Source organism: Streptomyces griseus subsp. griseus (assembly GCF_003610995.1).
GTDB lineage: Bacteria > Actinomycetota > Actinomycetes > Streptomycetales > Streptomycetaceae > Streptomyces.
Map to the genome: position 1 here is coordinate 1,825,482 of NZ_CP032543.1, position 26,894 is coordinate 1,852,375.

A 26,894-nucleotide genomic window follows, 5' to 3' on the forward strand; every position below is an offset into this window, starting at 1 on the left:
GGTCTCCTAGGACGACGGGGGAGGAAGGGAGGTGTGGGGGGAGGGGATGAGGAACCGTAAGGCGCCCATGGGGGGGTGTCAGGAGGTCTGGGGGGCGTCGGAGCCCGTGGCGGCGGCGTCGGTACCGGCGGCCCTGCGGCGGCGCAGCGCGACGAACGTTCCGGCGGCGAGCAGCAGCACCCCGCCGCCGATCGCGGCGTACGTTCCGGCGCCCGGGCCCGAGTCGGAGGCGGCGGCGACCGGTTCGGCGGAGGGTTCGGCCGAGGGCTTCGCGGTGGGCCCGGCCGCGGCCGTCGGCTCGCTGCCGAGGTCGGGCAGCGCGGGCAGCTGGGCCTTGGGGTCAATGGCGACGGCGAGCGAGACCGGGTCCATCTCCGTGCCCGCCCTGTACATGGAGCCGAAGGCCTTGGCCCCGTCCTCGGTGAGGGTGGCGGGCACCTCGGTGAGGACGGCGATGCCGTCCTCGGGCGCGAAGTCCCGGGCGGCGAAGGTGATCAGGGGGACGTCCTTGCGGGTGGTGCCCGCGCTCGTGACGTCGGCGGAGAGGGTCCCCGCGCCCTTGGCCACGGCGACCGTGACACCGGCGAACTTCAGGTCGAGGTCGTGGGCGCCGGTGAAGTGGATGCTGCCGCCGAAGTCAGCGTCCAGCGTCTGCTTCTTCGCGTCGTACGTGCCCTTGCCCTGCGGGAAGCGGAAGAGTGCCCCGCCGTCCTGGGCGCCGTCGGCGAGCGTCCACTTGCCCTGGCCGATGGAGCCGGTGACGTACTCGCGGAAGGTGCGGCGGACACCCCAGTCGACGGCGGCGTCCTCGAAGCGGCCCGCCTTCTCCTGCCCGGCCTTCTTCTTCGCCTTCTCCTGCTCTGCGCCCTCGTCCTTCTTCTGCTCGGACGGGGACGCGGACGGCTTCGGCTCGGCCGGGGCTCCCTTGGTGTCCACGGAGAGGCTGATCGGGTCGAGAGGCGTACCCGCGGTGTAGTAGCCGGCGAAGGCGGAAGCGCCCTGCGCGGTCAGCGTCGTGGGGACGTTGGTGAGGGCGATCGGGGTGGAGCCGCCCTTCATGTCGATCCCGCCGAGGCCGAGCGTGGCGAGCGGCACCTGGGAGCGGTTGGTGACCTTGCCGGTCCCCCGCTCCTTGCTGACCATGTCGGCGAAGAGCGTGCCGCTGCCGCCGTCGATCCTGACGGTGGGGCGGCTGATGACGAGGTCCAGCTCGTTGGTTCCGTCGGCCTTCCTGTGGCCGGTGAAGTGCACCCCGCCGGAGAAGCCGGAGCTGAAGGCGCCGGTCGCCGGGTCGTAGGAGCCGCTGGCGGAGTGGAAGCGGAACTGGCTGCCGCCGACCGTGGCGGCGCCGCCGGTCAGGCTCCAACTGCCCTGGGCGATGGGGCCGGTGACGTAGCTCTGGAAGGAGGACTTGATGCCCCAGTCCAGCCGTCCGCCCTGCACCGTGCGGCTGGCCGCTTGCGCGGTGGCGGCGGGGAGCATGGCCCCCAGCAGCACCGCGAGGAGCGCGACGGCGAGCGCGCGGGCGGATCGGGACGACAGCATGAGGGACCCCTCCGAGGGCTGGATGTGCAGGTAAGGCTAACCTAAGGTATTCGCAACCCCCGCCGGAACCCCTCCGTCACCTCCACACAACTGACACATTCGTCACATCCGAACCAACCGCCCCCCACCCCTCACCACCCATCGCACTCCGCAGAACGACAGGACGGTGCCCCGTGCGCATCACACAGGACCTCGCCCCTCAGGGCCCGGACACCGGGCGGGCCTTCGGCCGTCGGCCGGTCCGCGGCCGGGCCGGCGCCGCCCTCACTGCCGCGATGGCCCTCGCCCTGCTCCTGACGGGCTGCGGCGGAGGCGAGGATTCCGCGTCGACGCCCGCCAAGGGCTCCGCCGACGCGGACCGGGTGGAGCCGCTGGCCGCCGCGCCCGCCCCGAAGCTGCCGGTGACGGTGGACTCGGCGGACGGCAGGAAGGTCACGGTCGCCTCCACCGACCGGATCGTGCCGCTGACCGGATCGCTCAGCGAGATCGTCTTCACCCTCGGCTTCGGGAAGCAGGTCGTCGCCCGGGACATCACCGCCACCTTCGAACAGGCCACGAACCTCCCGGTGGTGACGCGCGCCCACGACGTCTCGGCGGAGAGCGTCCTCTCGTTGAAGCCGACCGTCGTCCTCGCCGACACCACCACCGGGCCGGGCGAAGCGATCGACCAGATCCGCGACGCGGGCATCCCGCTGGTCGTCGTGGAGCCCGCCAAGGGGCTCGCCGATGTCGGCCGCCGGATCGACACGGTCGCCGAGGCGCTCGGCGTACCGGCCGCCGGCACCGAGCTGAAGAAGCGCACCGAGTCGCGTATCGCGGCCGTGCAGAAGACCATCCCGGACCACGCGGACGGCGAGAAGCCCCGGGTGGCCTTCCTCTATCTGCGCGGTTCGGCCTCCGTCTATCTGCTGGGCGGCGCGGAGTCCGGGGCGAGTTCGCTGCTGGAGGCGGCGGGCGCGGTCGACGCCGGCAAGGCGTCCGGACTGAACAAGGACTTCACCGCCATCACCAGCGAGGCGCTCGCCAAGGCCGCGCCCGACGCGATCCTGCTGATGAGCAAGGGGCTCGACTCGGTGGGCGGCCTGGACGGGCTGGTGAAGATCCCCGGCATCGCGGAGACACCCGCCGGGATGGACCGCCGGGTCGTCTCGGTCGACGACGGCGTGCTGCTGAACTACGGCCCGCGCACCGACCGGGTGCTCGCCGAGATCGTGGAGCAGCTGTACCCGGAGGGTGGCAAGGGCCGGTGACGACGTCGTACGAGGAACGCACCGGGGAGCCGCTCTCCGAAGAGGCCCCCTCCGGTGTGGCCGATCCGAAGGCCGCCGCCCCCAAGTCCCCCCGCAGCAAGGCGTTCGTGCTCACCGTGGGGCTCTCGATCGCCCTGCTCGCCGGCTGTCTGCTCTCCGCCGCGATCGGCGCGTACTCCATCCCCATCGGGGACGTGCTCGGCTCGCTCCAGCACCGGACCGGGCTCGGCGGTCAGCCGCTGGACCGGGTCGGCGAGAGCGTCCTGTGGAACGTCCGGCTCCCCCGCGTCGTCCTCGCGCTCCTCGTCGGCGCCTCGCTCGGCTGCGCGGGCGCCCTGATGCAGGGGGTGTTCGGCAACCCGCTGGCCGAGCCCGGCGTCATCGGGATCTCGGCGGGCGCGGCGGTGGGCGCGGTCGCCTCGATCGCGCTGGGGCTGACGTTCTTCGGCAACTGGACGATCACCGTCTTCGCGTTCATCGCCGGTCTCGCCACCGTGCTGCTCGTCTATACGCTCTCGCGCTCAGGCGGCCGGACCGAGGTGGTGACGCTGATCCTCACCGGTATCGCCGTCAACGCCTTCGCGGGTGCGCTGATCGGGCTGTTCATCTTCTTCGCGGACAACGCGCAGATCACCCAGATCACCTTCTGGCAGCTCGGTTCGCTCTCCCAGGCGACCTGGCCCAAGGTGCTGGCCGTGCTGCCGTGCGCGCTGGCCGGACTGCTCATCGCCCCGTTCTACGCCCGCAAGCTGGACCTGCTGGCCCTCGGTGAACGCCCCGCCCGCCACCTGGGCGTGGATGTGGAGCGGCTGCGGATCACGCTGGTCCTGGTCGTGGCGCTGCTGACGGCCGCCGCCGTCGCGGTCGCCGGGATCATCTCGTTCGTCGGGCTGCTCGTGCCGCATCTGCTGCGGATGGCGAACGGCCCCGGCCACCGCTTCCTCTTCCCGGGAGCGCCCTCGGCGGCGCCCTGGTGCTGGTGGCGGGCGACCTCGCGGCCCGGACCGTGGCCGCCCCCGCCGAGCTGCCGCTCGGGGTGCTCACCGCGCTCTTCGGCAGCCCGTTCTTCTTCTGGCTGCTGCGCAGGACCCGTCGTAAGCAAGGTGGTTGGGCATGAGGACGCTGAGAGAGCTGTTCGCCGTACGCACCCGGGAGCTGCCCTCGCCCGCCGCCCCCGGCTCCCCCGCCGTCGAGGCCGTCGGGCTCTCGGTCCGGCTGGGCGGGCGGCAGGTGCTGGACTCCGTCGATCTGACCGCCCACGCGGGCGAGGTGGTGGCGCTCGTCGGGCCCAACGGGGCCGGCAAGTCGACGCTCCTGGCCGCGCTCGCCGCCGATCTGGCCCCCGGCAGCGGCGACGTGCTGATCGGCGGCCGTCCGGCCACCGCCTGGACCGCGCCCGAACTGGCCCTGCGCCGCTCGGTGCTGCCGCAGTCCGCCGTGCTCTCCTTCCCGTTCCCGGTGGAGGACGTCGTCCGGATGGGGCGGGCGCCCTGGGCCGGTACGGAGCTGGAGGACGAGGACGACACGGCGGTGGCGGCGGCGATGGCGGCCACCGAGGTGACCCGGTTCGCCGCCCGCCCCTTCTCCGAGCTGTCCGGCGGCGAGCGGGCCCGGGTGGCGCTGGCCCGGGTGCTGGCGCAGCGGGCCCCGCTGATGCTGCTGGACGAGCCGACGGCCGCCCTGGACCTGCGCCACCAGGAGCTGGTGCTGCGGATCTGCCGGGAGCGGGCCGCCGCCGGGGACGCGGTGGTGGTGGTCCTGCACGATCTGGGTCTGGCGGCGGCGTACGCGGACCGGGTGGCCGTGCTCCACGACGGGCGGATCGCGGTGGTGGGCCCGCCCCGGGAGATCTTCGACGGGGAGCTGCTGGGCGAGGTGTACCGGCAGCCGGTGGAGGTGTTCCCGCATCCGCGTACGGGGGCCCCGCTGGTCGTTCCCGTACGCCACTGAGCCCCGATCCCGGCCCCCGCGGCGCCGGATCACGGTGTGGACGCCGTATCCGGTCCGTGCCCGCGCGGAGTTCGGCGCCCCGGTAGGGTTTCGACGGTCAGTGCGGGCGACGGATGCGGAAGGCGCAGAAGCAACGGATGACGAGAGTCCCTGGGATGAGTCGGCCGACGGCGGCGCTCGCGACGGCGACGGTGCTGTGCGTGACGGCGAGCGGCTGTGTGACGGTCCACGGTGAGCTGCACGTGCTGCCGGGAGCGACGGAGTCCGAGGCCGCCCAGGCGCTGAAGGACTTCACCGACGCCTACAACGCGGCGGACAAGGCCTACGATCCGGCGCTGGACGCGGACCGGGTGGCGGGGTCGCTCGGCGCGATCAACCAGGCCGGGCTGAAGGCGCGGCAGACGTACAGCCCGGACGGCAACAAGGCGCACAAGCCGCTGGAGTTGACGGACGCCACCTACATCATCCCGAAGAAGGCGGGCTGGCCGCGCTGGTTCCTGGCGGACACCGACTCCAACCGGGACCAGGACGGCGGGAAGCTGGACAACCGCTGGCTGGTGGCGTTCGTACGGAGCGGCCCCGACGCGCTGTGGAAGGCGTCCTATCTCGCGGTCCTCCCGGTCTCCCAGGTGCCGGAGTTCACCCGGGACAAGGACGGGTTCGCCAGCCCGGTCGAACCGCAGAGCGGTGAACTGACCGTTTCCCCGGCCGACTTGAGCACCGCGTACACCCAGTACCTCCAGCGGGGCACCCCGGATGTGTTCGCCCCGGGCACGGCGACCTCGGGGTGGCGCGAGACGCGCCGCACCACCCGGCGGCCCGGCTTCTCCTTCCAGTACGTCGACCAGCCGCTGTCCGGCGGCGCGTTCGGGCCGCTCGGGCTGCGCACCGAGGACGGCGGGGCGCTGGTCTTCTTCAGCAGCAGGCACTTCGAGCGGCAGGTCACGGCCCAGGGGCTGAAGCCGGAGGTCAACGCGGATGTGAAGGCGCTGATGACCGGCGAGGTCACCAACAGCCTCACCAAGGAGCGGATCTCCAGCCAGCTGGTCCACGTACCCGCCCGTGGGGAGGGCGCCGCGGCCTCCGCCGGCCGGGTGCGGCTGCTGAACCGGCTGCCGGGTCTGGTGGCGGCGAAGGGCGAGTAGCGGCCTCGCGCCCGTAGCGGCCCCGCCGCCCTGGGGCCCCGCGCCCCACCCCGCAACCTCAGCGGCTCAACGGCCACGCGATCGAGTCGTGGTCCAGCTCGCTCTGCTCGGCGCTGCCCGCGTACCGCGCGCAGGCCTCGGTGAGCGTCTCCAGCAGCGTCAGCGGGTCGGGCAGCTCGTGCTCGGGGCCGCGCACCCAGTGGACGTCGAGTTCACCGGGGAGCCGGGCCGGCGGCAGGAGTACGTAGCTGCCGCGGCAGTGCCAGCGCAGGCCCGGGTGGGCGTCCATGGTCTCGGGGTGGCAGTCCAGCTCGCAGGGCCACCACTCGTCCTCGTCCTCGGGGGTGCCCCGGGTGGCGGTGAAGAAGAGCATCCGGTCCTCGCCGGACTGGGCGACCGGGCCGACGTCGATGTCCGCCGCGAGAAGACGCTCCAGGGCGCCGCGGCCTGCGGTGAGCGGGACGTCCAGCACGTCGTGGATCAGTCCGGTCGCGGTGATGAAGTTGGCCAGGGGCTGGCTGCGGGCCCAGCGCTCGATCTGGGCGCGGTCGGTGGTCGACTGCGTCTGCCAGGCGAAGGAGATGGGGTGCCGGGCGGGGGTGGGACAACCGATACGTTCGCACGAACATCGGTAGCCGAGGGGGTGGGCGGCGGGGGCGATGGGCATGCCCGCGTCGGCGACCGCCAGGAGCAGCTCCACCCGGGCCGTGCCGTCGGCTTCGGCCCCCGGTGATTTGGGACGGCGCCGCAGCCACTGGGAGATCTTGCTCTCTGTGCCGCGGAAACGGCCGGAATCGGCGCCCATCTATCCCCTCACCTCAGCATTTCACCTCAGCGTTGCCTGTCCATCGTCGCACCATCCTGCGGTTCGGGTGGCCAGAGTTCACCAGCGGGGCCGTGTACCGCCGCGCCGAGTGAGCACCATCACGCCCGATGTCATCACATAACGGATAAGGATCAAGGTCGCGGAGTCAGCCCGCCGAGGGCGTGGTCGACGATCGCGTCGGCGTACGCATGGGTGAGCGGGAGGGTCCGCAGCAGCCAGCGGTGGGTGAGTGGCGCGATCAGGAGCTCCAGGGCGATCCGCGGATCGGCGTCGGGCCGGAGCTGCCCGGCCTCCCGGGCGGCCTCCAGCCGTGTGACATACAACGCGAGCTGCGGGTCCAGCAGCTTCTCGACGAATTCGGCGCCCAGCTTCGCGTCGACGATGCCCTCGGCGGTCAGCGCCCGGGTGGGGGCCTCCAGCAGGGGGTCGTTGAGCTCGTCGACGGTGGCGCGCAGAACGAGCTTGAGGTCGGCTGCCAGGTCACCGGTGTCGGGGATGCCGTACTGGGCCGCGCCTCCCGCCGGGGCGGCCTCCTCGGCGGCCCGGGCGGCCAGGTCCAGGAAGGCCTCCATCAGGACGGCCGCCTTCGAGGGCCACCAGCGGTAGATCGTCTGCTTGCCGACCCCGGCGCGGGCGGCGATACCCTCGATCGTCGTACGCCGGTAGCCGCTCTCGCCGACGAGGGCGAGGGCCGCGTCGTAGATGGCCCGGCGGGAGCGGTCGCTGCGGCGGCTGGAGTCGGGGGCCTTGTGGGGTGCCATGCGGCCAATCTAACGCGCCGGACAAGCCGATACGTATCGTCTTGTCCGGATCCCTGCCTGAGCGGCCCCCCGGCATCCACAGGAGGAGGATCCGGTGAACCACCCGATCGGTCCACTGCGGATCTCGCCCGCACGGCGCACCATGGGCTCACGCACAGACCGTGCGCATCCCACCGTTCCGCGGCCCGGCCGCCGTTCGCGAGGAGCCCCAGTTGAACCGTGACGCCACCCCTCGTCGCTACCTGATGTGCGCCCCGGCGCACTTCCGGGTCACCTACTCCATCAACCCGTGGATGGACCCGTCCAAACCCGTCGACCTGCCGCTGGCCCAGACCCAGTGGGAGGACCTGCGCGACCGCTACCGCGCCCTCGGCCACACCGTGGAACTGCTCACGCCCCGCCCGGACCTGCCGGACATGGTCTTCGCGGCCAACGGCGCCACGGTGATCGGCGGACGGGTGCTCGGCGCCCTGTTCGCCTACCGGGAGCGGTTCGAGGAGGCCGAGGCCCACCGCGAGTGGTTCCGGGGACACGGCTTCACCGACATCCGGGAGCCGGACCACGTCAACGAGGGCGAGGGCGACTTCGCGGTCACGGCCTCCTACCTCCTGGCCGGCCGCGGCTTCCGCTCCAGCCCGCTCTCGCACGACGAGGCCCAGGAGTTCTTCGGGCTGCCGGTCATCGGCCTGGACCTGGTGGACCCGCGCTACTACCACCTGGACACGGCGCTGTGCGTGCTGGACGCGGCGGCCGACGAGATCATGTACTACCCGGACGCCTTCTCCCCCGGCAGCCGGGCCGTGCTCCGCCGGCTCTTCCCGGACGCGCTGCTGGCCCGGGAGGCGGACGCGGCGGCGTTCGGCCTCAACTCGGTGAGCGACGGCCGCCATGTGCTGCTGCCCCAGGCGGCGACGGGGCTCCTCGCCCCCCTGCGGGACCGGGGCTTCGAGCCGGTCCCGATGGACCTGGACGAGCTGCTCAAGGGCGGCGGCAGCGTGAAGTGCTGCACCCAGGAGCTGCGGGGTTAGCCCTCCCTGCCCTCCGGCGGCCAGGGGGCGCCCCAGGCGACGTCCCTGGCCGCCCGGTACAGCTCGCCGTGGCGCTTGGTGACCGTGGAGCGGGACAGGCCCTCGTCGCGGGTGCAGAGCTCCAGCAGCACCTGGCCCTTGCGGATCTGGGGCCTGCGGGTGATCCGGGCGGGCGCCGGGGTGGCGGGGAAGCGGGTGGCGACGACGTAACTGAACTTCTCGTCCTCGTGGCTGAGCGAGCCGCCCTTGACCTGGCGGTGCAGCGAGGAGCGGCTGACCCGGGCCGAGAAGTGGCACCAGTCGGTGCCGGGGGCGATCGGGCAGGCACCGTCGTGCGGGCAGGGGGCGGCGATGCTCAGTCCGGCGGCGATCAGCCGGTCCCGGGCCTCGATGATCCGCGCGTAGCCGTCGGGGGTGCCCGGCTCCACGATGACGACGGCCTGCCCGGCCCCGGCGGCCGCGTCGACCAGCTCGGTCCTGGCCTGCTCGGTCAGCTCCTTGAGTACGTAGCTGACGGTGACCAGGTCCGCCGGGGCCAGCTCCAGCGCCGCACCGATCCGGGCCCGCTCCCAGCGCGCCGCCCGCAGCCCCGGCACCCCGGACGCCTCGGCCAGTTCGCGGCCCAGCGCGAGGGCGGGCTCGGCCCAGTCCAGGACGGTCGTCGCCGCCCCCTCCCAGGCCCCGGCCACCGCCCAGCTCGCCGCGCCCGTGCCGCCGCCGACGTCGGTGTGGGTGGCGGGCGCCCACTCCGGCGCGGCTTCCACAAGGGCGTCGAGGGCGGAGCGTACGGCCTCGAAGGTGGCGGGCATCCGGTACGCGGCGTACGCGACGACGTCGGAGCGGTCGCGCAGGATCGGGGCGTTCGTCGGGGTCTCCCCGCGGTAGCTGGCGATCAGCCGGTCGACGGCCTGCGTGGCCTGCTTCGGCGGCAGCCCGTCGAGGAGACCGGCCAGTGCCGCGCGCAGGGACTGGGCGGTGGGGAGGGTGGCGTTCACCGCCGAATTGTAGGCGGAGGGGGGCCCGCGGCCGCATTCCGCTTGGCCGGGGCCGGAGCGGGTACGGGGTCCCCGCGGTGAGGTCCGCGTCACCGGTTCGGAACAGGTTTTCCGCGAACTCCACGCCGTCAGGGGCCGGTTGCTACGCTGACCCGCGCGAGATCGGCACGAGGCGCGGGGTACGCGGCGCACGGATACCAGGCGCGCGCGTGCGCCTCGCGAGGCACAAGATCAGGTTCGGTCCACCGGGGGAGCCATGAGACAGAAGGTCGTGCGGCTGGCCCTGGTCGGCGGGGTGCTCTTCCTCGCCCTGCTCCTCCTCCTGGCGACCTGCGGCGGCAGCCCGGACAGCCCGAGCGGCAAGGGCGCCTCCCCCACCCCCGCGAAGCGGGTGATGCCGAGTGCGGGGGCGGTGACCCGGCTCACCGTCCCGCCGGAGTACACCACCGACCGGGGCTGGGAGATCATCGGCTCCTCCCCCGAGGTCGCCGTCTCCCACGCGACGGGCAGGCTGGCCTACCTGGAGCGGCTGAACAGCGACCGCTACCGGCTGCGCACCGTCGACACCGCCACCGGGAAGCTGGGCTGGCGCGGCCAGGCCTGGCGGCCGCCGGACCCGCTGCACTACCCGAGGCTCGCCACGGTCACCGCCGACGACCGGCAGTTCTTCGTGACCTGGTCGTACGGGAAGGTCGGCGACGGGATGACCCCGGCCTCCACCTTCGTCTCCCTCGACGTGTACGACGTGACGGACGGCTCCCGGCACCGCGTCGAGGTGCCCTGGTCCGGCGCCCCGAACGTCATCACGAGCGGCCCGGAGATCGTGATCAGCGACGGCAAGGCCAACAGCACGCTGGTCGACCCGGTCACGGGCACGGTCTCCGAACTGAGCGCGGACGAGCTGAAGTACCCCAGGCGCTGCCCGGCCTGCAAGCAGCTCACCGAGGTGTACGGGCAGACGGCGGCGGGGCTCCTCGTCGGCGGGGCGCGGGAGTTCTGGGTGCGTGGCGGCTGGTTCAGCCGGAACGTGGCGCCCAAGGGCACCGACAAGGGCAGCGGTGTGGTGACGTCGGTGACGGCGGACCGGGTGCTGGCGAAGTGGGCCCTGGGGAAGAAGGCCGAGCGGGCGGCCACCCATGAGCTGTGGACGGTGCACGACGCGGCGACCGGCAAGCCGCTGGTCTCGGTGGAGTGCCATCGGCCCGCCATAAAGCCGGGGCGCTACCCGCAGGCGGTCCTCTCCCCCTCGGGCGACCACCTGATCGCCGGGAACCTGGCCTTCGACCTGGCGACGGGCCAGGGCCACTGCTTCGAGGCGGCGGACGGCTCCAGCCATCTGACGCTGGCCACGGTGACGGACGACGGCATCGCGTACGGGGCCGAGAACGCGCGCGACGCCCCGGAGGTGCTCTCCGGGGGCGGGCTGCCGGTCGCGGTGGACCTCGCGAACTGGACGACCGAGCAGCTGTCGCGCAACGCCCGGCTGCCGGGGATGGAGACGACCGGGGTCGGGGTGTTCCGCTGGACGGACCGGCAGGAGCGGACGCATCTGATCGGGTACCCGCGCACCGACTGAACCCCGGGCCGGGCGTGGGGCGTGGCCTGTCCCTGCGCCGGATCCGGAGAGCGCCCGGGCCCGGGGCGGGCCTAGAGAGTGCCCTGGCCCGCCCGCTGCCACGGCCGGCACAGCCCCAGGAAGCAGCCCACCGCCGCCACCGCGCACACCACCTGCACGACCGCCATCGGGACGGCCGTGTCCTCGCCCGCGATGCCGACCAGCGGCGAGGCGATCGCCCCGATCAGGAACGAGGACGTGCCGAGCAGCGCGGAGGCCGAGCCCGCCGCGTGCTTGGTGCGCATCAGGGCCTGGGCGTTGGTGTTGGGCATGGCGACACCCATCGCCGACATCAGCACGAAGAGCCCGGCCGCGACGGGGAGGAGCCCCACCTCGCCGAACACGCCCGTGGTCATGAGCAGCAGCGCCACCGCCGCCAGCACGATGACGGCGAGGCCGAAGCCGAGCACCTTGTCCAGGCTGATCCGGCCCACCAGCAGCTTGCCGTTGATCTGGCCGACGGCGATCAGGCCGATCGAGTTGAGGCCGAAGAGCAGGCTGAAGGTCTGCGGGGAGGCCCCGTAGATCTCCTGCACGACGAAGGGGGAGGCGGAGATGTACGCGAACAGGACGGCGAAGGCGAGCCCGCCGGTGATCATGTAGCCGGTGAAGACCCGGTCCGCGAGCAGCGCGCGCATCGTGCGCAGGGCCTCGCCGACCCCGCCGGTGTGGCGGCTGCCGGGCGGCAGGGTCTCGTGCAGCCACTTCCATACGACGAGGGTGAGCACGATGCCGACGCCGGTCAGGACGACGAAGATGCCGCGCCAGTCGGTGAAGCGCATCACCTGCCCGCCGATCAGCGGGGCGATGATCGGGGCGACGCCGGAGATCAGCATCAGGGTGGAGAAGAACCGGGCCATCTCCACGCCGTCGTAGAGGTCGCGCACCACCGCCCGGGCGATCACGATGCCCGCGGCGCCCGCGAGCCCCTGGAGGAGCCGGAAGCCGATGAGGAGTTCGGCGGAGGGGGCGAGCGCGCAGATCGCGGTGGCGATGACATAGACGACCATGCCGAGCAGCAGCGGCCTGCGGCGGCCCCACCGGTCGCTCATCGGTCCGACGACGAGCTGGCCGAGCGCCATCCCGGCCAGGCACGCGGTCAGCGTCAGCTGGATGGTGGCGGCGGGGGCGGCGAGGGAGTCGGTGACGGCGGGGAGCGCCGGGAGGTACATGTCCATGGAGAGCGGCGGCAGGGCGGTGAGCCCGCCGAGGACCATGGTGACCAGGAACCCGGTGCGCCGGGCCGCCTTGACGGCGGGGGCGGTGAGGCCGCCCGCCTCCGGGGCCGCCGGAAGACCGGCGGGGGCGGTGACCTGCGGGGCGCCCGGGTCGACGGAGAGGGCGCCGGCGTCCCCGTGCGGGGTGAGCGGCGCGCTGTCGGTTCCGGGACCGGTCCCGGAGGTGGGTATGTGTTCTCGCTGGGCCCGGCTGCCGCCGCTGTCCGGCATTTCTCGTCTCCACATCGTTGAATCCACATCTATGCTCTCAGCTCGGCCGGAGTGGTCGATACCTCTTCTGTTACGGCGGTGGCACGGGCATGGGCGAGACGGTGCGCTGGGGTGTTCTGGCGACGGGCGGCATAGCCGCGACCTTCACGGCGGACGTACAGGCGCTGCCGGACGCCGAGGTGGTGGCCGTCGCCTCGCGTACGGAGGCCTCGGCGCGGGCCTTCGCCGAGCGCCACGGGATCGCCCGGGCCTACGGGAGCTGGGCGGAGCTGGTCGCCGACGACGCGGTGGACGTGGTGTACGTGGCCACCCCGCACTCGGCGCACCACGCGGCGACCGCGCTCGCGCTGAAGGCCGGGAAGCATGTGCTGTGCGAGAAGGCGTTCACGCTCAACAGCCGGGAGGCGATGGAGCTGGTGGCGCTCGCCCGGGACCACAACCTCTTCCTGATGGAGGCGATGTGGACCTACCTCAACCCGGTGGTCCGCCGGCTGACCGAGCTGGTGCGGGACGGGGCGATCGGCGAGATCCGTACCGTACAGGCGGACTTCGGCTTCGCTGGCGACTTCGCCCCCGGCCACCGGCTGCGCGACCCGGACCTCGGCGGCGGCGCGCTGCTGGACCTCGGTGTCTACCCGGTCTCCTTCGCCCACCTGCTGCTGGGCGAGCCGGACCGGATCCAGGCCGGCGCGCTGCTCTCGCCCGAGGGCGTCGACCTGAACACGGGGATGCTGCTGGGCTGGGAATCGGGCGCGACGGCGCTGCTCTCCTGCTCCATCGTCGGCCACCACCCGACGGCGGCCACCGTCATCGGCACGGAGGGCCGGATCGACCTGCCGCGCGACTTCTTCCACCCGGACCACTTCGTGCTGCACCGCCCGGGCAGGGAACCGGAGACGGTCACCTCGGGGCCCGGTCCGCAGGGCCTGTCGGGCATGCAGTACGAGGCTGCCGAGGTGGCGCGCGCGGTGCTGGCGGGTGAGACGGAGTCCCCGCTCGTACCGCTGGAGGGCACGCTCGCGGTGATGCGGACGCTCGACGCGGTACGGGACCGCATCGGCGTCCGCTACCCGGCGGACCGCTGAGTCCGCCCGGGGCCTGTCCGGCGAGGATCCGCCGGACGGGTCCTAAGCCGGTTTCAGCCCCGGGTTCCCCGCCTCGGTGACGAAGGAGGCGGCGGTGGTGACCGGCGCTCCGGGGGTCGTGACGGCCGACACCGTACGGAAGTCGGCGCGGGCCGCGCTCTCCGTGAGCGTGACCACCGTGTAGCCGCGCCGCCCGTCGTAGTGCTTCATGTGCGGGTTGGCGCGGGTCTGGTTCTGCCAGTTGGCGGGCCGCTCCGCGCCGTTCCTGCCGCTGGAGACGGACGTGGTGACGATCTCCGTGCCGACGGTCCGGGAGGCCGGGTCGTCGAAGTCCTTCTTCAGGTCGAAGGCGTACGAGACATGGACGTCACCGGTGAGGACCATCAGGTTCTCCACCCCGGCGGACTCGGCCCCCGCCAGCACCCGCTGCCGGGAGGCCGGGTAGCCGTCCCAGGCGTCCATGGAGAGCTTGTAGGCGGCGGTGGGGACGTCCCGCCGCTGCGCGAACGCGACCTGCTGCGGGACGACGTTCCAGGTGGCGCCGGAGGCTCGCCAGCCGTCGATCAGCCAGCGCTCCTGGGCGGCCCCGGTCATCGTGCGCGTGGGGTCCTCGGACTCCGGTCCGGGGGTGCGCCAGCCGTCCCCGTACGCCTGGTCGCTGCGGTACTGGCGGGTGTCGAGGATGTCGAACTGGGCGAGCCGCCCGAAGGTCAGGCGCCGGTAGAGCCGCATGTCGGGGCCGGTGGGACGCTGCGGGGTGCGCAGGGGCTGGTTCTCCCAGTACGCGCGGTACGCGGCGGCCCGGCGCAGCAGGAACTCCTCCGGCGGCACGTCGTTCTCGGGGGTGTCGCCCGCGTAGTTGTTCTCGGTCTCGTGGTCGTCCCAGGTGACGACGAAGGGGTGGGCGGCGTGCGCGGCGCGCAGGTCCGGGTCGGCCTTGTAGAGGGCGTACCGCATCCGGTAGTCCTCCAGGGTCATGGTCTCGCGGTTGTAGTGCGCCGGGAGGGTGCGGTCGGTGTAGTTGCGGGCGCCGCCGGTGGCGTTGACGGCGTACTCGTAGAGGTAGTCCCCGAGGTGGAAGACCACGTCGACGTCCTGGGCCGCCAGGTGGCGGTAGGCGGTGAAGTACCCGTCGTGGTACGCCTGGCAGGAGACGGCGGCCAGGGTGAGGGAGCTGTTACGGGTTCCGGCGGCGGGTGCGGTGCGGGTGCGGCCGGTCGGGCTGGTCCAGCTGCCGGTGCGGAAGCGGTAGTAGTAGGCGCGGCCGGAGTCCAGGCCCTGGACGTCGGCGCGGACGCTGTGGGCGAACTCCGCGTGGGCGGTGACCGATCCGCGCCGCACGATCCGGCGGAAGGCCTCGTCGTGGGCGAGCTCCCAGCTCACCTGGACGCGGGCCGCCGGGAGCCCGCCTGCGGGCTCGTACGGGCGCGGGGCGAGCCGGGTCCAGATGAGGACGGAGCCGGGGAGCGGGTCGCCGGAGGCGACGCCGAGGGTGAAGGGGTTCTCGGCGATCCTGCGGGCGTCCAGCTCGGCGGCGCTCGCCGTGCCGGTCGCGGGCAGGTTCATCGAGAAGGCGAGCGCGGCGACGGCTCCCGCCCCGGTGAGCAGACGGCGGCGGTCGAGACCTCCCGGACGGGATAACCGGGCGGCGGGAACGACGGTGGCGGTGGGAATGGCTGTTTCGGTGGGGATGGGAGTTTCGGTGGCGCGGACGTTCTGAGCGGATCGGACACCCTGGCCGGGCGCCATGAAGTTCTGTGCGGCTGTCATATGCCCCTCGCTTGCCGGATGCTGCCGGATGCTGTCGGAATCCAGCGCACCGCCGGTGCGCGACGCGCCGTTGTCGCGTGCACAACATCCGCATGGCGGGTCGATGAGCACCGCGTGCCCTGTGCACCGATCTCTCCCGTACGCTGCCGGGCCATGAACACTGATCGACGAGTCGCTGTTGTCACGGGTGCCGGTTCGGGAATCGGGCGGGCCGTCGCGCTCGCCCTGGCGCATGCGGGGTGGTCGCTCGCGCTGGCGGGGCGGCGGGCGGAGCCGCTGGCGGAGACGGCCGCCGCGGCCGGGGCCCCGGAGGCGCTGTGCGTCACCACGGACGTGACCGACGAGGACGAGGTGGCCGCGCTCTTCAGCGCCGTACGGGAGCGGTTCGGCCGGCTGGACCTGCTGTTCAACAACGCGGGCACCTTCGGCCCCGGCGGCGTACCGCTGGAGGAGCTCGCGGCGGCGGACTGGCGGGCGGTGGTGGACGTGAACCTGACCGGGGCGTTCCTCTGCGCGCAGGCGGCGTACCGGCTGATGAGGGAGCAGGACCCGCAGGGCGGCCGGATCATCAACAACGGCTCCGTCTCGGCCCATGCTCCGCGCCCGGACTCGGTCGCCTACACGGCGACCAAGCACGCGATCACCGGGCTGACGAAGTCCCTGTCGCTGGACGGGCGGCCGTACCGGATCGCCTGCGGCCAGATCGACATCGGCAACGCGGCGACCGAGATGACCGAGCGGATGCAGACCGGCGCCCTCCAGGCCAACGGGGAGCTGGCGGTGGAGCCGGTGATGGCGGCGGCCGATGTGGCACGGACCGTGGTGCACATGGCGGAGCTGCCGCTGGAGGCGAACATCCCGTTCCTGACGGTGATGGCGACGAACATGCCGTACGTGGGACGGGGCTGAGGCGGCGGCGCCGCGTGGCGCTTCGGGTGTGACCGTTTCTGCCCGAACTTGGCGCCAGGAGACCGACTTTGCGGATTTCCTCACTCAGGGGTGAGCAAGCGCGTACTGACCGTATGATCGCATCTCGTTACACCTTCACCAGAACGACACAGAAGGAACACCGCATGCGCATACGCACCGCTGCGCCGATCGCCCTGGCCGCCGCCACCGCACTGGCCGGCTCGCTCCTCGCCACGGCGGCACCGGCCTCGGCGGCCGCCCACCAGGGCGGGCTGCACTTCGGCACCATCCAGTACGACGGCCCCGGCAAGGACGACGGGTCGAAGAAGTCCCTGAACGCCGAGTGGGTGAACATCCACAACAACGGCAAGAAGAAGGTGCAGCTCAAGGGCTACACGGTGAAGGACAACAACGGCTTCACCTACACCTTCGGCAGCTACACCATCGGCGCGGGCAAGACCGTCAAGCTCCGCACCGGCAAGGGCAAGGACGTATCGGGCACCGTGCACTGGAACCGGGGCTGGTACGTCTGGAACAACACCGGCGACAAGGCCCGGCTGATCAAGCCGAACGGCAAGCTCCAGGACTCCTGCTCCTGGGGGAAGTCGACCGCGGCGAACAAGGGCATCAAGAACTGCCACTGACGGTCACCGTGCCGGCTGAGGCTGCCGCGGTTCGGGGGGACCGCGGCAGCCGTACGGTGAGGAGCCGGGCGGGAATGCCGGGAGCGGCGCCGGGGTTGGACTGCTCCATGACACATGATCACGGCCACGGCCCCGAGGTCCTGCGCTACACCGCCTTCTCCGCCGACCCCGAGGGCGGGAACCCGGCCGGGGTCGTGCTGGACGCGTCGGGGCTGGACGAGGAGCGGATGCTCGCCGTCGCCGCGGAGCTGGGATACAGCGAGACGGCGTTCCTGACGGAGCGGACCGGCGAAGGCGCGTACACGATCCGCTACTTCAGCCCCAAGGCCGAGGTGCCGTTCTGCGGCCACGCCACGGTCGCCACGGCCATCGCGCTGGCGGAACGGGACGGGCCGGGCGCGCTGGAGTTCGCCACGGCGGCGGGTCAGGTGCCGGTCACCGTGGTCCGGGAGGACGGGGAGCTGCGGGCCACCTTGACCAGCGTGGTCCCGTACGTCACGGAGGTCGACGCGGCGGACCTCGCGGAGGCGCTGGCGGCCCTGGACTGGCCGGCCGCCGCTCTCGACCCCGCGCTGCCGCCCCGGATCGCCTACGCCGGCGCCCGGCACCTGGTGCTGGCCGCCGCGACCCGTGAACGGCTGGCGGAGCTGGCGTACGACTTCGCCCGGCTGGAGGCGCTGATGCGCCGGATCGACCTGACGACGCTGCAACTGGTGTGGCGCGAGGCGCCGGAGGTCTTCCACGTCCGGGACCCGTTCCCGGTGGGCGGGGTGGTCGAGGACCCGGCGACCGGAGCGGCGGCGGCCGCGTTCGGGGCGTACGTACGCGAGCTGGGGCTCGTCCCGGAGGCCGCCGCCGTCCTGACCCTGCACCAGGGCGCGGACATGGGCCGCCCCGGCACCCTCACGGTGGAGCTGCGCGCGGGGGACGACCGGGTCAGGGTAAGCGGAACGGGAACCAGGATCGGTTGATCCGCTGATCCCTTGATCAGCTGATCCGTCGATCCACTGATCAGCTGACCGACTGATCCGTACGGAACGGACCGGGGTCAGCTGGTGAGCTCCTTGGCCGGGGCCACGTGGGCGAACCAGCGCTCGGTCTCCTCCGGTTCGAGGGCGCGCTCCAGGATGACGTCACCGCGCATGCCCGGGAAGAAGCGGCCCGCGGGCCAGGACTGCCGGTAGGACGGCTCGTCCAGCACCAGCAGGCGTACGCCGTCGACGAGGGGGATCTCGTCGGGGTTCCCCTCGTTCCAGAGCCGGCCGCCGTCCGGCGCGGTCAGGTCGAAGGAGCCGACGGTGTCGACCTGCCCCGGGGTCTCCCGGCAGACGGCGGCCTCCTGCGGCGAGGGGGCGTAGCCCTCCACATGGCCGCCGCCGATGAGGGCGTCGGCGAGCAGGGTGTGCAGCTGGAAGTTGTCGCCGACGCCGAAGAAGCGCAGGGCGTAGCCGGTGCCGCTCGTGCGGTGGAGGGCGATGAGGGGTTCGTCGTCCAGGACCCGGAGGGCGTAGCCGAGGGACCGGAACTCCTGACCGGACGCCGTCTCCACGGTGGCGAGCAGGCGCAGCAGCTCGCTCCGGTCGCCGCCGCCGACCCCGCGCGTACGGCCCGGTGGTTGAGCAGCGCGACGGCCGCCATCTCCCACTGCCGCAGCGTCCACCAGCCGACCGCCGCGTCGAACCCGGCCCTCCCGACGATCTCCTCGCCCGGCTCACCGGCGTCCGGTACGGGGAAGGGCCCGCCGCCGGTGGCCGCCCACGCCTCGGCGAACGCGGCGGCGCCCTCAAGTGCCGCCCGCAGCCCGGCCCGCACGCCCGGGGCGCACCGCTCGGCGTCCGCCCCCCGCTCCACGCAGGCCCCGACGAGGACGGCGACGACGGCACGGGGGCCGGGCGGAACCTGTTCCAGTACGGCGGCGAGGCGCCGGCCGCCGTTCAGCAGCTCCGCTTCCTTGGCCTGCCCGAAGGTCTCCTGCAACCGGACGAACGCCTTACCGGACCGTTTCGCGTCCTGGGCCACCGCCGCGGCCTCGAAGTCCGCGACCGCTCCCCCGAACCCGGCCTTGCTGAATATCATTCCAGCACTTTATCGACGCCCGTTCGGGCACCGTGAAGCCGGTCGGGGTCCGGCGGGCCGAGGGGCGGAACCGCGCCGATCGCGGGAGGATACGGGCATGGCTGACCGCAAGCCTGACGCGAAGCCCGAGCCCGCCCGTGCCCCCGGCTCCGGGCCGCGAGCCGACTCCGGCACCGAGACGCACACCGGGTCCGGCCCCGGACCGTGGGCCGATCCCGGCACCGCCCGCGGCCCCGGTCCCGAAGCGGACGCGGAGGCCGGGACCGAGGCGGATACCGACGTCCCGCCCGGCCCCGGCCACCTGACGGTCCCCAGCATGTCCGCGGGCCCGGACTTCGGGCTGCGCCCCTGGGAGATGAGCGATCTGCCCCTGGTGCGCGAGGCCGCGCAGGACCCGTACATCCCCCTCATCACGACGATCCCGTCCCGCTACTCGGACAAGGCCGCCGAGGCGTTCGTCCGCAGGCAGTGGGACCGGGCGGCCTCGGGTGCCGGGTACCCGTTCGCCATCGTCCGCTCCCGGGACCGGCGCCCGGTGGGCTCCATCGGGCTCTGGCTGCGGGAGCTGCCGGAGGGCCGGGCCTCGATCGGCTTCTGGATGGTCGCCGCCGGCCGCGGCCAGGGGGTCACCCGCGCCGCCCTGCGTACGGTGACGGACTGGGCCCTGCACGACCTGGGCGTCCCCCGCCTCCAGCTCTTCATCGAGCCGTGGAACACCGCGTCCGCACGGATCGCCGAGCATGTCGGCTTCCGCCGCGAGGGGCTGCTGCGCGGCTGGCAGCAGGTGGGCGACGAGCGACGCGACATGGCCGTGTACGGGCTGCTGAACAGTGACGGAAGGCCGGATGGCCGGGCGGTAACCAAGGACTGAACACCGAGGCGTTACGATCGCGGGCACCGCTGCCGACCAGCAGCCGCACGGCAGCCGAGCTCCAGGAGTACCGAACTTGTCCGCACCACGCATCGGCGTATCCATCGTGACCATGGGGGACCGCCCGCAGGCGGTCGAGGCGCTGCTGGCGTCGGTCGCGATGCAGGACGTCCGGCCCACCCGGCTCGTGATCATCGGCAACGGGACGGAGCTCCCCGACTACACCGCCACCCCCGGGCTGAAGGACCTCGACGGCGGGGTGACCACCATCGAGCTGCCGGAGAACCTGGGCTGCCCGGGCGGCCGGAACGAGGGGCTGCGCAGGCTCGCCGAGATCGGTGACGTGGACGTGGTGATCGAGCTGGACGACGACGGGCTCCTGGTCGACAAGGACGTCTTCCGCCGGGTCCGGGACCACTTCGCCGCCGACGACCGGCTCGGCATCGTCGGCTTCCGGATCGCCGACGAGCACGGCGAGACCCAGCGCCGCCATGTGCCGCGGCTGCGGGCGGGCGACCCGATGCGGGGCGGCCCGGTGACGGCCTTCCTCGGCGGCGGCCACGCGTTCTCCATGAAGATGCTGGCGCAGACGGGCCTGTGGCCCGCGGAGTTCTTCTTCACGCACGAGGAGACGGACCTGGCCTGGCGGGCGCTGGACGCGGGCTGGAGGGTGGAGTACGACCCCGAGCTGCTGCTCCAGCACCCGAAGACGAGCCCGGCCCGGCACGCGGTCTACTACCGGATGACGGCCCGCAACCGCGTCTGGCTCGCCCGGCGCAACCTGCCCCTCCCCCTGGTCCCGGTCTATCTCTCCACCTGGACCCTGCTCACCCTGGCCCGCACCCGCGACGCGAAGGGCCTGCGCGCCTGGGCGGGCGGCTTCGCGGAGGGCGTCCGCACCCCGTGCGGCGAGCGGCGCCCGATGCGGTGGTCGACGGTATGGCGGATGACGAGGCTGGGCCGCCCGCCGGTCATCTGACCCGCCACCACGGCGGCCTCACGGACTCACGGGCTCCAGCGGTGGAGGACGTCCGGCTCACCACCCTGATCCTGCTCGGCGACCCGGACCGCGGCGCCGGTCGGCAGCACGACGTGGGTGAACCAGGACCCCGGTCCCGGGCCCGCTATGTCCTCGCCCGGACAGGTGGGGAACAATGGCCGCGGGCAGCAGATCATGCCGAGGGCCGGGGCGCAGGTGGAATGGCGTGCGCCGGGAGGCCAGGGGGCACGCGGGGAGGAAGACCGCGATGCACTGGATCTGGTGGATTCTGATCCTTTTCTGGACCGGTGGCTTCGCCTGGGCGGCCGACACCGCCCGCACCGCCCTGCGCAACCGGCACGAACGGAGACTGGAACTGCTGGAGGCGGCGAAGCAGGAGCGCCTCGCACTGGAGGCCGCACACAAGTCGCCGGAGCCGGTGTGCGGCTGCACCCACCACCTGGCCAAGCACGACAAGCGGGGTCGGTGCCATGAGCAGGTCGAGGTCCCGACGGCCTGGGACGAGAACAAGAAGCCCCTGCGCTACGAGGCCGGCCAGTGCAACTGCCAGCAGTACGTGGGCCCGCAGCCGCTCTCGCAGGTGTACGCGGAGGAGCTGACGGACCGCTGGCCGACGGACCCGCCGAACGAGAAGGAGCCTCCGGCCAGGTGAAAAACCTGGCCGGAGGCCCCTGTGGCTCACCGGCAGACGAGTCGCGCTGTACGCCGGGTTCTGTCGCCCGGTCGCCTCGCGGCGGCCGGGGAGACGGCCATCCATCTAGGACCGGCATTGCTGCCGGCCTCGTGCGGTCTACCCGTGAACTCGGGCGAGCCGCCCTCGAACGTTCACGCAGGACCGTTCCTGTCCTGGAACGCCCCCTCTTGACCTTGCTCCGGGTGGGGTTTACCTAGCCGCCTGAGTCACCTCAGGCGCTGGTGGTCTCTTACACCACCGTTTCACCCTTACCCGGGACCGGAGTCCCGGGCGGTCTGTTTTCTGTGGCACTGTCCCGCGGGTCACCCCGGGTGGCCGTTAGCCACCACCCTGCCCTGTGGAGCCCGGACGTTCCTCGGGAGGGGTCCCGAAGGATCCTCACGCGGCCGTCCGCACGGCTCGTCTGCCGTACCGCCATCCTACCGGGCCGTATCGGCAGCTCAGCCGAGGTCCCCGGTCTCCAGGTCGAAGGCGAAGGGCTCGGGGAGCGGGAGCGGTTTGCCGTACGGGATCGTGAGGTGCTGGCGGTGGTCGGCGTCCTCCGGGTCGCTGAAGAGCGTCACCGAGCCCTCGTCCCTGTCGATGAGCAGGTGGAGCGGGATACCGCCACGGGCGTGGCAGCGGCGGGGCATGGACCGAGCGCAGGCCGGGCGGGGGCGGGTGGCATCCGGGGCCGTCCCGTGGCGGTCGCCGTGCGGGTGGCCGGGGCCCGGCACCGTAGGGAACCCCCCACCCCGCCCCCGTACCCTTGCCGAGGACCCGGAGTGCCCGCACGCCCGCCGGGGCCGCTTGCCGTGCGTACGAAGGAGAACCGCCGTGCTCGTGCTGTTGCCGCCCTCCGAAGGAAAGGCCGCCTCGGGGCGCGGGGCTCCCCTGAAGCCGGAGTCGCTGTCGCTGCCGGGTCTCGCCGAGGGCCGGGCGGCGGTCCTGGACGAGCTGGTCGGCCTCTGCCAGGCGGACGAGGAGAAGGCCCGTGAGGTGCTCGGGCTGAGTGTGGGGCTGCGGGGTGAGGTGGGGAAGAACGCCGGGCTGCGGACCGCCGGGACCCGGCCGGCCGGGGAGCTGTACACGGGGGTCCTGTACGACGCCCTCGACCTGGCCTCCCTGGACGCGGACGCCCGCCGCCGCGCCGCGAAGTCGCTGCTGGTCTTCTCCGGGCTCTGGGGCGCGGTCCGGATCGGTGACCGGATTCCGCCGTACCGCTGTTCGATGGGTGTGAAGCTCCCCGGCCTCGGCGCGCTCGGCGCGTACTGGCGCGAACCCATGGAAGCCGTCATGCCCGAGGCCGCCGGGGACGGGCTCGTCCTGGATCTGCGGTCCTCCGCCTACGCGGCGGCCTGGAAGCCGAAGGGCGAGGTGGCCGCGCGTACGGCGAGTGTGCGGGTGCTCCAGTCGCAGATCGTGGACGGGGTGGAGAAGCGGTCCGTCGTCAGCCACTTCAACAAGGCGACCAAGGGGCGGATGGTGCGCGACCTGCTGATGGCGGGGGCGCGGCCGAAGGACCCGGAGCGGCTGGTGGACGCGTTGCGGGACCTCGGCTACGTGGTCGAGGCCGAGGCCCCTGCCCGGGCCGGGCGGCCGTGGTCACTCGATGTGGTGGTGACGGAGATCCACTAACCCTGTTGCACCCTGCGCAACGGGCGTTGCAGATATCGCTGGCGGCGCGGCAGGATAGGGCCCATGACCTCCTCCTCGCCGTCGCCCGTCGCGCCTTCCGACACCTCCGTACTGGACCTCGCCCCCGTCATCCCCGTCGTCGTCCTGCATGACGCCGCCGACGCGGTGCCGCTGGCGCGGGCGCTGGTGGCGGGCGGGCTCCCGGCGATCGAGGTGACCCTGCGGACGGCCGCCGCCCTGGAGTCGATCCGGGCCATCGCCGCCGAGGTGCCGGGCGCGGTCGTCGGCGCGGGCACGGTCATCTCGCCGCGGCATGTGCGGGACACCGTCGACGCGGGAGCCGGGTTCCTGGTCAGTCCGGGGTGGACGGACGCGGTGCTGGAGGCGATGCGGGAGTCCGGGGTGCCGTTCCTGCCCGGCGTCTCGACCACCTCCGAGGTGGTGGCCCTGCTGGAGCGCGGGGTGAGCGACATGAAGTTCTTCCCCGCCGAGGCAGCGGGCGGCACCGCCTATCTCAAGGCGCTCTCCGCCCCGCTCCCCCAGGCCCGTTTCTGCCCGACCGGCGGCATCTCGCCCGACTCCGCACCCTCCTACCTCGCCCTGCCGAACGTCGCCTGCGTGGGCGGCAGTTGGATGGTGCCGGGCGACGCGATCGCGGCGAAGGACTGGGACCGGGTGGCCCGGCTGGCGGCGGAGGCGGCCACGCTCGGGGCCTGACCGCCCCTCCGCCAGGTCATCGTGGGCACTGTTCCCGCTAACGCAGGTGCGACGTGTCGTTCAGCAGGCGTACGGAGGCGTTGCCGTCCCCGTAGTAGGCGACGGTCGAGATCGAGGCCGCCGACAGCTCCATCCGGAACATCGCCTGCGCCGGAGCCTCCAGCGCCAGCCGGACCAGCGTCTTGATCGGGGTCACGTGGGTGACCAGCAGAGCCGTGCGGCCCGCGTACCGGGCGGCGAGGCGGTCCCGGGTGGCCGCGACCCGCTCGGCGACCGCGGCGAAGCTCTCGCCGCCGCCCGTCGGCGCGGTCTCCGGGTCGGCGAGCCAGGCGGTCAGGTCGTCCCCGTACCGCTCGCGTACCTCACCGAAGGTCAGCCCCTCCCACGCACCGAAGTCCGTCTCGCGCAGGCCGTCGTCGATGCGGACGTCCAGGCCGAGGCGTTCGGCGACGGCAGCCGCCGTCTCGCGGCAGCGGCGCAGCGGCGAGCTGACGATCTCCTGGACCGTGCCGAGCGCGGCGAAGTGCGCGGCGGCCCGGGCGGCCTGGTCGCGGCCGACGGCCGAGAGTTCGGGGTCGGTGCCGCCGCTGCCGGAGAACCGCTTCTCGGGGTGAGCAGCGTCTCGCCGTGCCGGAGCAGGACGAAGGTGGCGGGTGCGCCGAGATCGGGGGCGGCGGCCCAGCCGACCTGGGGGCAGCCGTGACGTCCGTGGGCTCCGGCTCCTCCGAAGCGGCGGCACCGGCGTCCACCTCGAACAGCGTCCCGGCGTCCGGCCCGCCCCGCGACGCCGCCAGCGCCGCCCGGGCCTTCGCCGCGCCCGCCACCGCGTCGCCGGGCGGTCCCCGGTCCGGCAGCGGGGTGCGGGCGGGGGCGTCCAGCTCGGCCGTGGAGGCCGACGCCTCCCAGCGGCGGCCGTCGCGGCCCGCGTCCATCGCCTCGTTGGCGAGCCGGTCCGCGTGCTTGTTCTGCGCGCGCGGGATCCACTCGTACGTCACCGAGGACGGCGGCAGGAGTGCGGCGGCGCGGGCCGCCAGCGGCTTCATGTCGGGGTGCTTGATCTTCCAGCGCCCCGACATCTGCTCCACCACCAGCTTGGAGTCCATCCGGACAAGGATCTCCGGGACCGCGTCCGGGAACAGCGCCTTCGCGGCCGTCAGACCGGCGATCAGGCCCCGGTACTCGGCGACGTTGTTGGTCGCGACGCCGATGTACTCGGCGGCCTCGGCGAGCGTCTCGCCGGTGGCCGCGTCGATGACGACCGCACCGTAACCGGCGGGCCCCGGGTTGCCCCGGGAGCCGCCGTCGGCCTCCACCACCAGCCGGCGGACAGCACTCATTACAGGCCCGACTCCGAGGTGCGGACCAGGATGCGGTGGCAGTTCTCGCAGCGCAGGACCGTCTCCGGGGCCGCGGCCTTCACGTCGTTGACCTCGGCCATGTTCAGCTCCAGGCGGCAGCCCTCGCAGCGGCGCTGGTAGAGGCGGGCGGCGCCGACCCCGCCCTGCTGGGCGCGGAGCTTGTCGTACAGCTTCATCAGGTCGGCGGGGATCACCTCGGCGACGACCTGGCGGTCCTTGGTCACCGTGGCGATCTCGGCGTCCAGCTCGGCGGTGGCGGCGTCCCGGCGGGCGGTGGCGTCGTCGACCTTGGCCTGGACGGCGGCGACCCGCTCGGTCAGTTCGGCGACCCGCTCCTGGGCGGCCTCGCGGCGCTCCATGATCTCCAGGACGACGTCCTCCAGGTCTCCCTGGCGCTTGGCGAGCGAGGTGATCTCGCGCTGGAGGCTCTCCAGGTCCTTGGGCGAGGAGACCGCGCCGGAGTCCAGCCGCTGCTGGTCGCGGACGGCGCGCTGGCGCACCTGGTCGACGTCCTGCTCGGCCTTGGTCTGCTCGCGGGTGGTGTCGCTCTCCTCGGTGGTGGAGGCGACCAGCAGGTCACGCAGCTGGGCGAGGTCGCTGCTGAGCTGCTCGATCTCGGCGTGCTCCGGCAGCGAGGTGCGCTTGTGGGAGAGCTGGGCGAGACGTACGTCGAGGGCCTGGACGTCGAGGAGTCGGATCTGGTCGGCGGGCGCGGCGTTCAGTTGGGGGCTCCAGAGGAATGGTGGGTGGTCCAGGGGTCGGTGACCCGCGTCGAGACATGGACCCGCAGGTCCCATCCGTGGCGGTCGGAAAGCGCGTCGAGTTGCGCGGCCGCCTGCTCGCACCAGGGCCACTCGGTGGCCCAGTGCGCGGCGTCGACCAGGCCGAGCGGCGAGTGCTGCACGGCCTCGGACGCCGGGTGGTGGCGCAGATCGGCGGTGAGGAAGGCGTCGACACCGGCGGCGCGCACGGCGTCGAAGAGGCTGTCGCCGGAGCCGCCGCTGACGGCGACGGTACGCACGGGCGCCTCCGGGTCGCCGGCCAGCCGGATGCCCTGCGCGGTGGCGGGGAGCCGGGCGGCGGCCCGGGCGGCGAAGGCGGCCAGGGTCTCGGGGTGGTCCAGCTCGCAGATCCGGCCGAGTCCGCGCCGCCCGTGGGGGTCGGTGGGGTCCGGTACGAGGGGTCCGGTGACGCGCAGGTCCAGGGCGCCGGCCAGCGCGTCGGAGACGCCCGGGTCGGCGGTGTCGGCGTTGGTGTGCGCGACGTGGAGCGCGATGCCGTGCTTGATGAGGGTGTGGACGACCTTGCCCTTGAAGGTGTCGGCCGCGACCGTCGTCGTGCCACGCAGATAGAGCGGGTGGTGGGTGACGATCAGCTGGGCGCCGAGCTCCAGGGCCTCGTCGGCGATCGCGTGGACGGGGTCGACGGCGAACAGCACCCGGTCGACCTCGGCGTCCGGGTCTCCGCAGACCGTGCCGACCGCGTCCCATCCCTCGGCCCGCTCGGGGGGCCAGAGGGCGTCGAGGGCGGCGATGACTTCAGACAGACGGGGCACGGGGGAAAGGCTACCTGTCCGGCGTGGTCCGCCGC

General features: G+C 73.1%; 22 protein-coding genes, 1 other RNA gene and 4 pseudogenes. 15 read left to right on the forward strand and 12 right to left on the reverse strand.

What is annotated here, in order from left to right; all coding sequences use genetic code 11:
- Positions 1–78: 78 nt before the first annotated feature.
- The gene (locus tag D6270_RS08425) at positions 79–1,545 is read right to left on the reverse strand and encodes an HtaA domain-containing protein (protein ID WP_109165986.1); all 1,467 of its coding nucleotides are present in this window, start codon (positions 1,543–1,545) and stop codon (positions 79–81) included.
- Between the two features lie 173 nt (positions 1,546–1,718).
- Here D6270_RS08425 and D6270_RS08430 point away from each other — a divergent pair, with 173 nt between their 5' ends.
- From D6270_RS08430 to D6270_RS08445, 4 genes and pseudogenes are all read left to right on the forward strand, one after another.
- The gene (locus D6270_RS08430; RefSeq protein WP_109165985.1) at positions 1,719–2,795 is read left to right on the forward strand and encodes a heme/hemin ABC transporter substrate-binding protein; all 1,077 of its coding nucleotides are present in this window, start codon (positions 1,719–1,721) and stop codon (positions 2,793–2,795) included.
- Between the two features lie 56 nt (positions 2,796–2,851).
- Positions 2,852–3,912, forward strand: a pseudogene (locus D6270_RS08435) (FecCD family ABC transporter permease).
- The gene (locus D6270_RS08440) at positions 3,909–4,745 is read left to right on the forward strand and encodes a heme ABC transporter ATP-binding protein (RefSeq protein ID WP_109165983.1); all 837 of its coding nucleotides are present in this window, start codon (positions 3,909–3,911) and stop codon (positions 4,743–4,745) included. Before D6270_RS08435 ends, D6270_RS08440 begins: the two are co-directional and overlap by 4 nt.
- A 155-nt stretch (positions 4,746–4,900) precedes the next feature.
- Complete coding sequence (locus tag D6270_RS08445; protein ID WP_225976792.1) at positions 4,901–5,890, forward strand: SCO2278 family lipoprotein; 990 nt, start codon at positions 4,901–4,903, stop codon at positions 5,888–5,890.
- A gap of 58 nt (positions 5,891–5,948) precedes the next feature.
- On the opposite strand, the gene D6270_RS08450 is transcribed toward D6270_RS08445, so the two are convergent.
- Both D6270_RS08450 and D6270_RS08455 read right to left on the reverse strand, forming a co-directional pair.
- Entirely contained in the window at positions 5,949–6,695 is a 747-nt protein-coding gene (locus tag D6270_RS08450) for a bifunctional DNA primase/polymerase (RefSeq protein WP_109165981.1), read from the reverse strand.
- A gap of 152 nt (positions 6,696–6,847) precedes the next feature.
- The gene (locus D6270_RS08455; RefSeq protein ID WP_109165980.1) at positions 6,848–7,477 is read right to left on the reverse strand and encodes a TetR/AcrR family transcriptional regulator; all 630 of its coding nucleotides are present in this window, start codon (positions 7,475–7,477) and stop codon (positions 6,848–6,850) included.
- Positions 7,478–7,644: 167 nt separating this feature from the next.
- Here D6270_RS08455 and ddaH point away from each other — a divergent pair, with 167 nt between their 5' ends.
- Entirely contained in the window at positions 7,645–8,505 is an 861-nt protein-coding gene (gene ddaH, locus D6270_RS08460) for a dimethylargininase (protein WP_337192327.1), read from the forward strand.
- Here the strand turns inward: ddaH and D6270_RS08465 are convergent.
- On the reverse strand, positions 8,502–9,500 hold the full coding sequence (locus D6270_RS08465; RefSeq protein WP_109165978.1) for a small ribosomal subunit Rsm22 family protein: 999 nt from the start codon (positions 9,498–9,500) through the stop codon (positions 8,502–8,504). The genes ddaH and D6270_RS08465 overlap by 4 nt on opposite strands.
- A 256-nt stretch (positions 9,501–9,756) precedes the next feature.
- On the opposite strand from D6270_RS08465, the gene D6270_RS08470 reads away from it, so the two are divergent.
- Positions 9,757–11,076 carry a hypothetical protein gene (locus D6270_RS08470; protein WP_109165977.1) on the forward strand — a complete coding sequence of 440 codons (1,320 nt, stop codon included), beginning with the start codon at positions 9,757–9,759 and terminating at the stop codon, positions 11,074–11,076.
- 71 nt (positions 11,077–11,147) lie between these two features.
- Here the strand turns inward: D6270_RS08470 and D6270_RS08475 are convergent, their stop codons facing one another.
- The gene (locus D6270_RS08475) at positions 11,148–12,563 is read right to left on the reverse strand and encodes a multidrug effflux MFS transporter (RefSeq protein WP_109165976.1); all 1,416 of its coding nucleotides are present in this window, start codon (positions 12,561–12,563) and stop codon (positions 11,148–11,150) included.
- A gap of 89 nt (positions 12,564–12,652) precedes the next feature.
- Between D6270_RS08475 and D6270_RS08480 the strand changes: the two genes are divergently transcribed.
- Positions 12,653–13,648, forward strand: a complete 996-nt coding sequence (locus D6270_RS08480) for a Gfo/Idh/MocA family protein (protein ID WP_109165975.1) — start codon at positions 12,653–12,655, stop codon at positions 13,646–13,648.
- Positions 13,649–13,690: 42 nt separating this feature from the next.
- On the opposite strand, the gene D6270_RS08485 is transcribed toward D6270_RS08480, so the two are convergent.
- Positions 13,691–15,418, reverse strand: coding sequence for an alkaline phosphatase D family protein (locus D6270_RS08485; RefSeq protein WP_204117142.1), 1,728 nt, complete (start codon positions 15,416–15,418; stop codon positions 13,691–13,693).
- A gap of 153 nt (positions 15,419–15,571) precedes the next feature.
- Here D6270_RS08485 and D6270_RS08490 point away from each other — a divergent pair, with 153 nt between their 5' ends.
- The 3 genes from D6270_RS08490 to D6270_RS08500 all read left to right on the forward strand — a co-directional run bounded on the left by D6270_RS08490 (position 15,572) and on the right by D6270_RS08500 (position 17,942).
- A complete protein-coding gene (locus D6270_RS08490) occupies positions 15,572–16,327 on the forward strand; it encodes an SDR family oxidoreductase (protein ID WP_109165974.1) in 756 nt (251 codons plus the stop codon).
- Between the two features lie 164 nt (positions 16,328–16,491).
- Positions 16,492–16,971 carry a lamin tail domain-containing protein gene (locus tag D6270_RS08495; RefSeq protein WP_109165973.1) on the forward strand — a complete coding sequence of 160 codons (480 nt, stop codon included), beginning with the start codon at positions 16,492–16,494 and terminating at the stop codon, positions 16,969–16,971.
- 107 nt (positions 16,972–17,078) lie between these two features.
- Complete coding sequence (locus tag D6270_RS08500; RefSeq protein WP_109165972.1) at positions 17,079–17,942, forward strand: PhzF family phenazine biosynthesis protein; 864 nt, start codon at positions 17,079–17,081, stop codon at positions 17,940–17,942.
- 77 nt (positions 17,943–18,019) lie between these two features.
- Here D6270_RS08500 and D6270_RS08505 read toward each other — a convergent pair.
- Positions 18,020–19,047 (reverse strand): annotated as a pseudogene (locus D6270_RS08505) (hypothetical protein).
- A 316-nt stretch (positions 19,048–19,363) separates the two neighbouring features.
- Here D6270_RS08505 and D6270_RS08510 point away from each other — a divergent pair.
- From D6270_RS08510 to D6270_RS08520, 3 genes are all read left to right on the forward strand, one after another.
- A complete protein-coding gene (locus D6270_RS08510; RefSeq protein WP_109167541.1) occupies positions 19,364–19,918 on the forward strand; it encodes a GNAT family N-acetyltransferase in 555 nt (184 codons plus the stop codon).
- A gap of 76 nt (positions 19,919–19,994) precedes the next feature.
- Positions 19,995–20,897: a glycosyltransferase family 2 protein gene (locus tag D6270_RS08515; RefSeq protein ID WP_109165970.1), complete on the forward strand. Its 903-nt coding sequence runs from the start codon at positions 19,995–19,997 to the stop codon at positions 20,895–20,897.
- Between the two features lie 268 nt (positions 20,898–21,165).
- A complete protein-coding gene (locus D6270_RS08520; protein ID WP_109165969.1) occupies positions 21,166–21,570 on the forward strand; it encodes a hypothetical protein in 405 nt (134 codons plus the stop codon).
- Between the two features lie 33 nt (positions 21,571–21,603).
- On the opposite strand, the gene rnpB is transcribed toward D6270_RS08520, so the two are convergent.
- Both rnpB and D6270_RS08530 read right to left on the reverse strand, forming a co-directional pair.
- Positions 21,604–22,014: RNase P RNA component class A (gene rnpB / locus D6270_RS08525), an RNA gene on the reverse strand.
- A gap of 38 nt (positions 22,015–22,052) precedes the next feature.
- A pseudogene (locus tag D6270_RS08530) lies at positions 22,053–22,244 on the reverse strand (Uma2 family endonuclease); the annotation flags it as partial.
- Between the two features lie 184 nt (positions 22,245–22,428).
- Here D6270_RS08530 and yaaA point away from each other — a divergent pair.
- Both yaaA and D6270_RS08540 read left to right on the forward strand, forming a co-directional pair.
- Positions 22,429–23,229 carry a peroxide stress protein YaaA gene (gene yaaA / locus D6270_RS08535; RefSeq protein ID WP_109165968.1) on the forward strand — a complete coding sequence of 267 codons (801 nt, stop codon included), beginning with the start codon at positions 22,429–22,431 and terminating at the stop codon, positions 23,227–23,229.
- A gap of 63 nt (positions 23,230–23,292) precedes the next feature.
- The gene (locus D6270_RS08540) at positions 23,293–23,946 is read left to right on the forward strand and encodes a bifunctional 4-hydroxy-2-oxoglutarate aldolase/2-dehydro-3-deoxy-phosphogluconate aldolase (protein WP_109165967.1); all 654 of its coding nucleotides are present in this window, start codon (positions 23,293–23,295) and stop codon (positions 23,944–23,946) included.
- A 37-nt stretch (positions 23,947–23,983) separates the two neighbouring features.
- On the opposite strand, the pseudogene D6270_RS08545 reads toward D6270_RS08540, so the two are convergent.
- The 3 genes and pseudogenes from D6270_RS08545 to D6270_RS08555 form a co-directional block, all read right to left on the reverse strand.
- Positions 23,984–25,283, reverse strand: a pseudogene (locus D6270_RS08545) (bifunctional RNase H/acid phosphatase).
- Positions 25,283–26,026 (reverse strand): zinc ribbon domain-containing protein, encoded by a 744-nt coding sequence (locus D6270_RS08550; protein WP_202418485.1) that lies wholly within the window; start codon positions 26,024–26,026, stop codon positions 25,283–25,285. Before D6270_RS08550 ends, D6270_RS08545 begins: the two are co-directional and overlap by 1 nt.
- Positions 26,023–26,859 (reverse strand): Nif3-like dinuclear metal center hexameric protein, encoded by an 837-nt coding sequence (locus D6270_RS08555; RefSeq protein ID WP_109165964.1) that lies wholly within the window; start codon positions 26,857–26,859, stop codon positions 26,023–26,025. The genes D6270_RS08550 and D6270_RS08555 overlap by 4 nt, the downstream gene beginning before the upstream one ends.
- Positions 26,860–26,894 lie beyond the last annotated feature (35 nt).

Coding starts and splice junctions, on each gene's coding strand:
- D6270_RS08425 (WP_109165986.1), bottom strand. CDS start 1,545: ATGCTGTCGTCCCGATCCGCCCGCGCGCTCGCCGTCGCGCTCCTCGCG.
- D6270_RS08440 (WP_109165983.1), top strand. CDS start 3,909: ATGAGGACGCTGAGAGAGCTGTTCGCCGTACGCACCCGGGAGCTGCCC.
- D6270_RS08445 (WP_225976792.1), top strand. CDS start 4,901: ATGAGTCGGCCGACGGCGGCGCTCGCGACGGCGACGGTGCTGTGCGTG.
- D6270_RS08450 (WP_109165981.1), bottom strand. CDS start 6,695: ATGGGCGCCGATTCCGGCCGTTTCCGCGGCACAGAGAGCAAGATCTCC.
- D6270_RS08455 (WP_109165980.1), bottom strand. CDS start 7,477: ATGGCACCCCACAAGGCCCCCGACTCCAGCCGCCGCAGCGACCGCTCC.
- D6270_RS08470 (WP_109165977.1), top strand. CDS start 9,757: ATGAGACAGAAGGTCGTGCGGCTGGCCCTGGTCGGCGGGGTGCTCTTC.
- D6270_RS08475 (WP_109165976.1), bottom strand. CDS start 12,563: ATGCCGGACAGCGGCGGCAGCCGGGCCCAGCGAGAACACATACCCACC.
- D6270_RS08480 (WP_109165975.1), top strand. CDS start 12,653: ATGGGCGAGACGGTGCGCTGGGGTGTTCTGGCGACGGGCGGCATAGCC.
- D6270_RS08485 (WP_204117142.1), bottom strand. CDS start 15,418: ATGACAGCCGCACAGAACTTCATGGCGCCCGGCCAGGGTGTCCGATCC.
- D6270_RS08490 (WP_109165974.1), top strand. CDS start 15,572: ATGAACACTGATCGACGAGTCGCTGTTGTCACGGGTGCCGGTTCGGGA.
- D6270_RS08495 (WP_109165973.1), top strand. CDS start 16,492: ATGCGCATACGCACCGCTGCGCCGATCGCCCTGGCCGCCGCCACCGCA.
- D6270_RS08500 (WP_109165972.1), top strand. CDS start 17,079: ATGACACATGATCACGGCCACGGCCCCGAGGTCCTGCGCTACACCGCC.
- D6270_RS08510 (WP_109167541.1), top strand. CDS start 19,364: ATGTCCGCGGGCCCGGACTTCGGGCTGCGCCCCTGGGAGATGAGCGAT.
- D6270_RS08520 (WP_109165969.1), top strand. CDS start 21,166: ATGCACTGGATCTGGTGGATTCTGATCCTTTTCTGGACCGGTGGCTTC.
- D6270_RS08540 (WP_109165967.1), top strand. CDS start 23,293: ATGACCTCCTCCTCGCCGTCGCCCGTCGCGCCTTCCGACACCTCCGTA.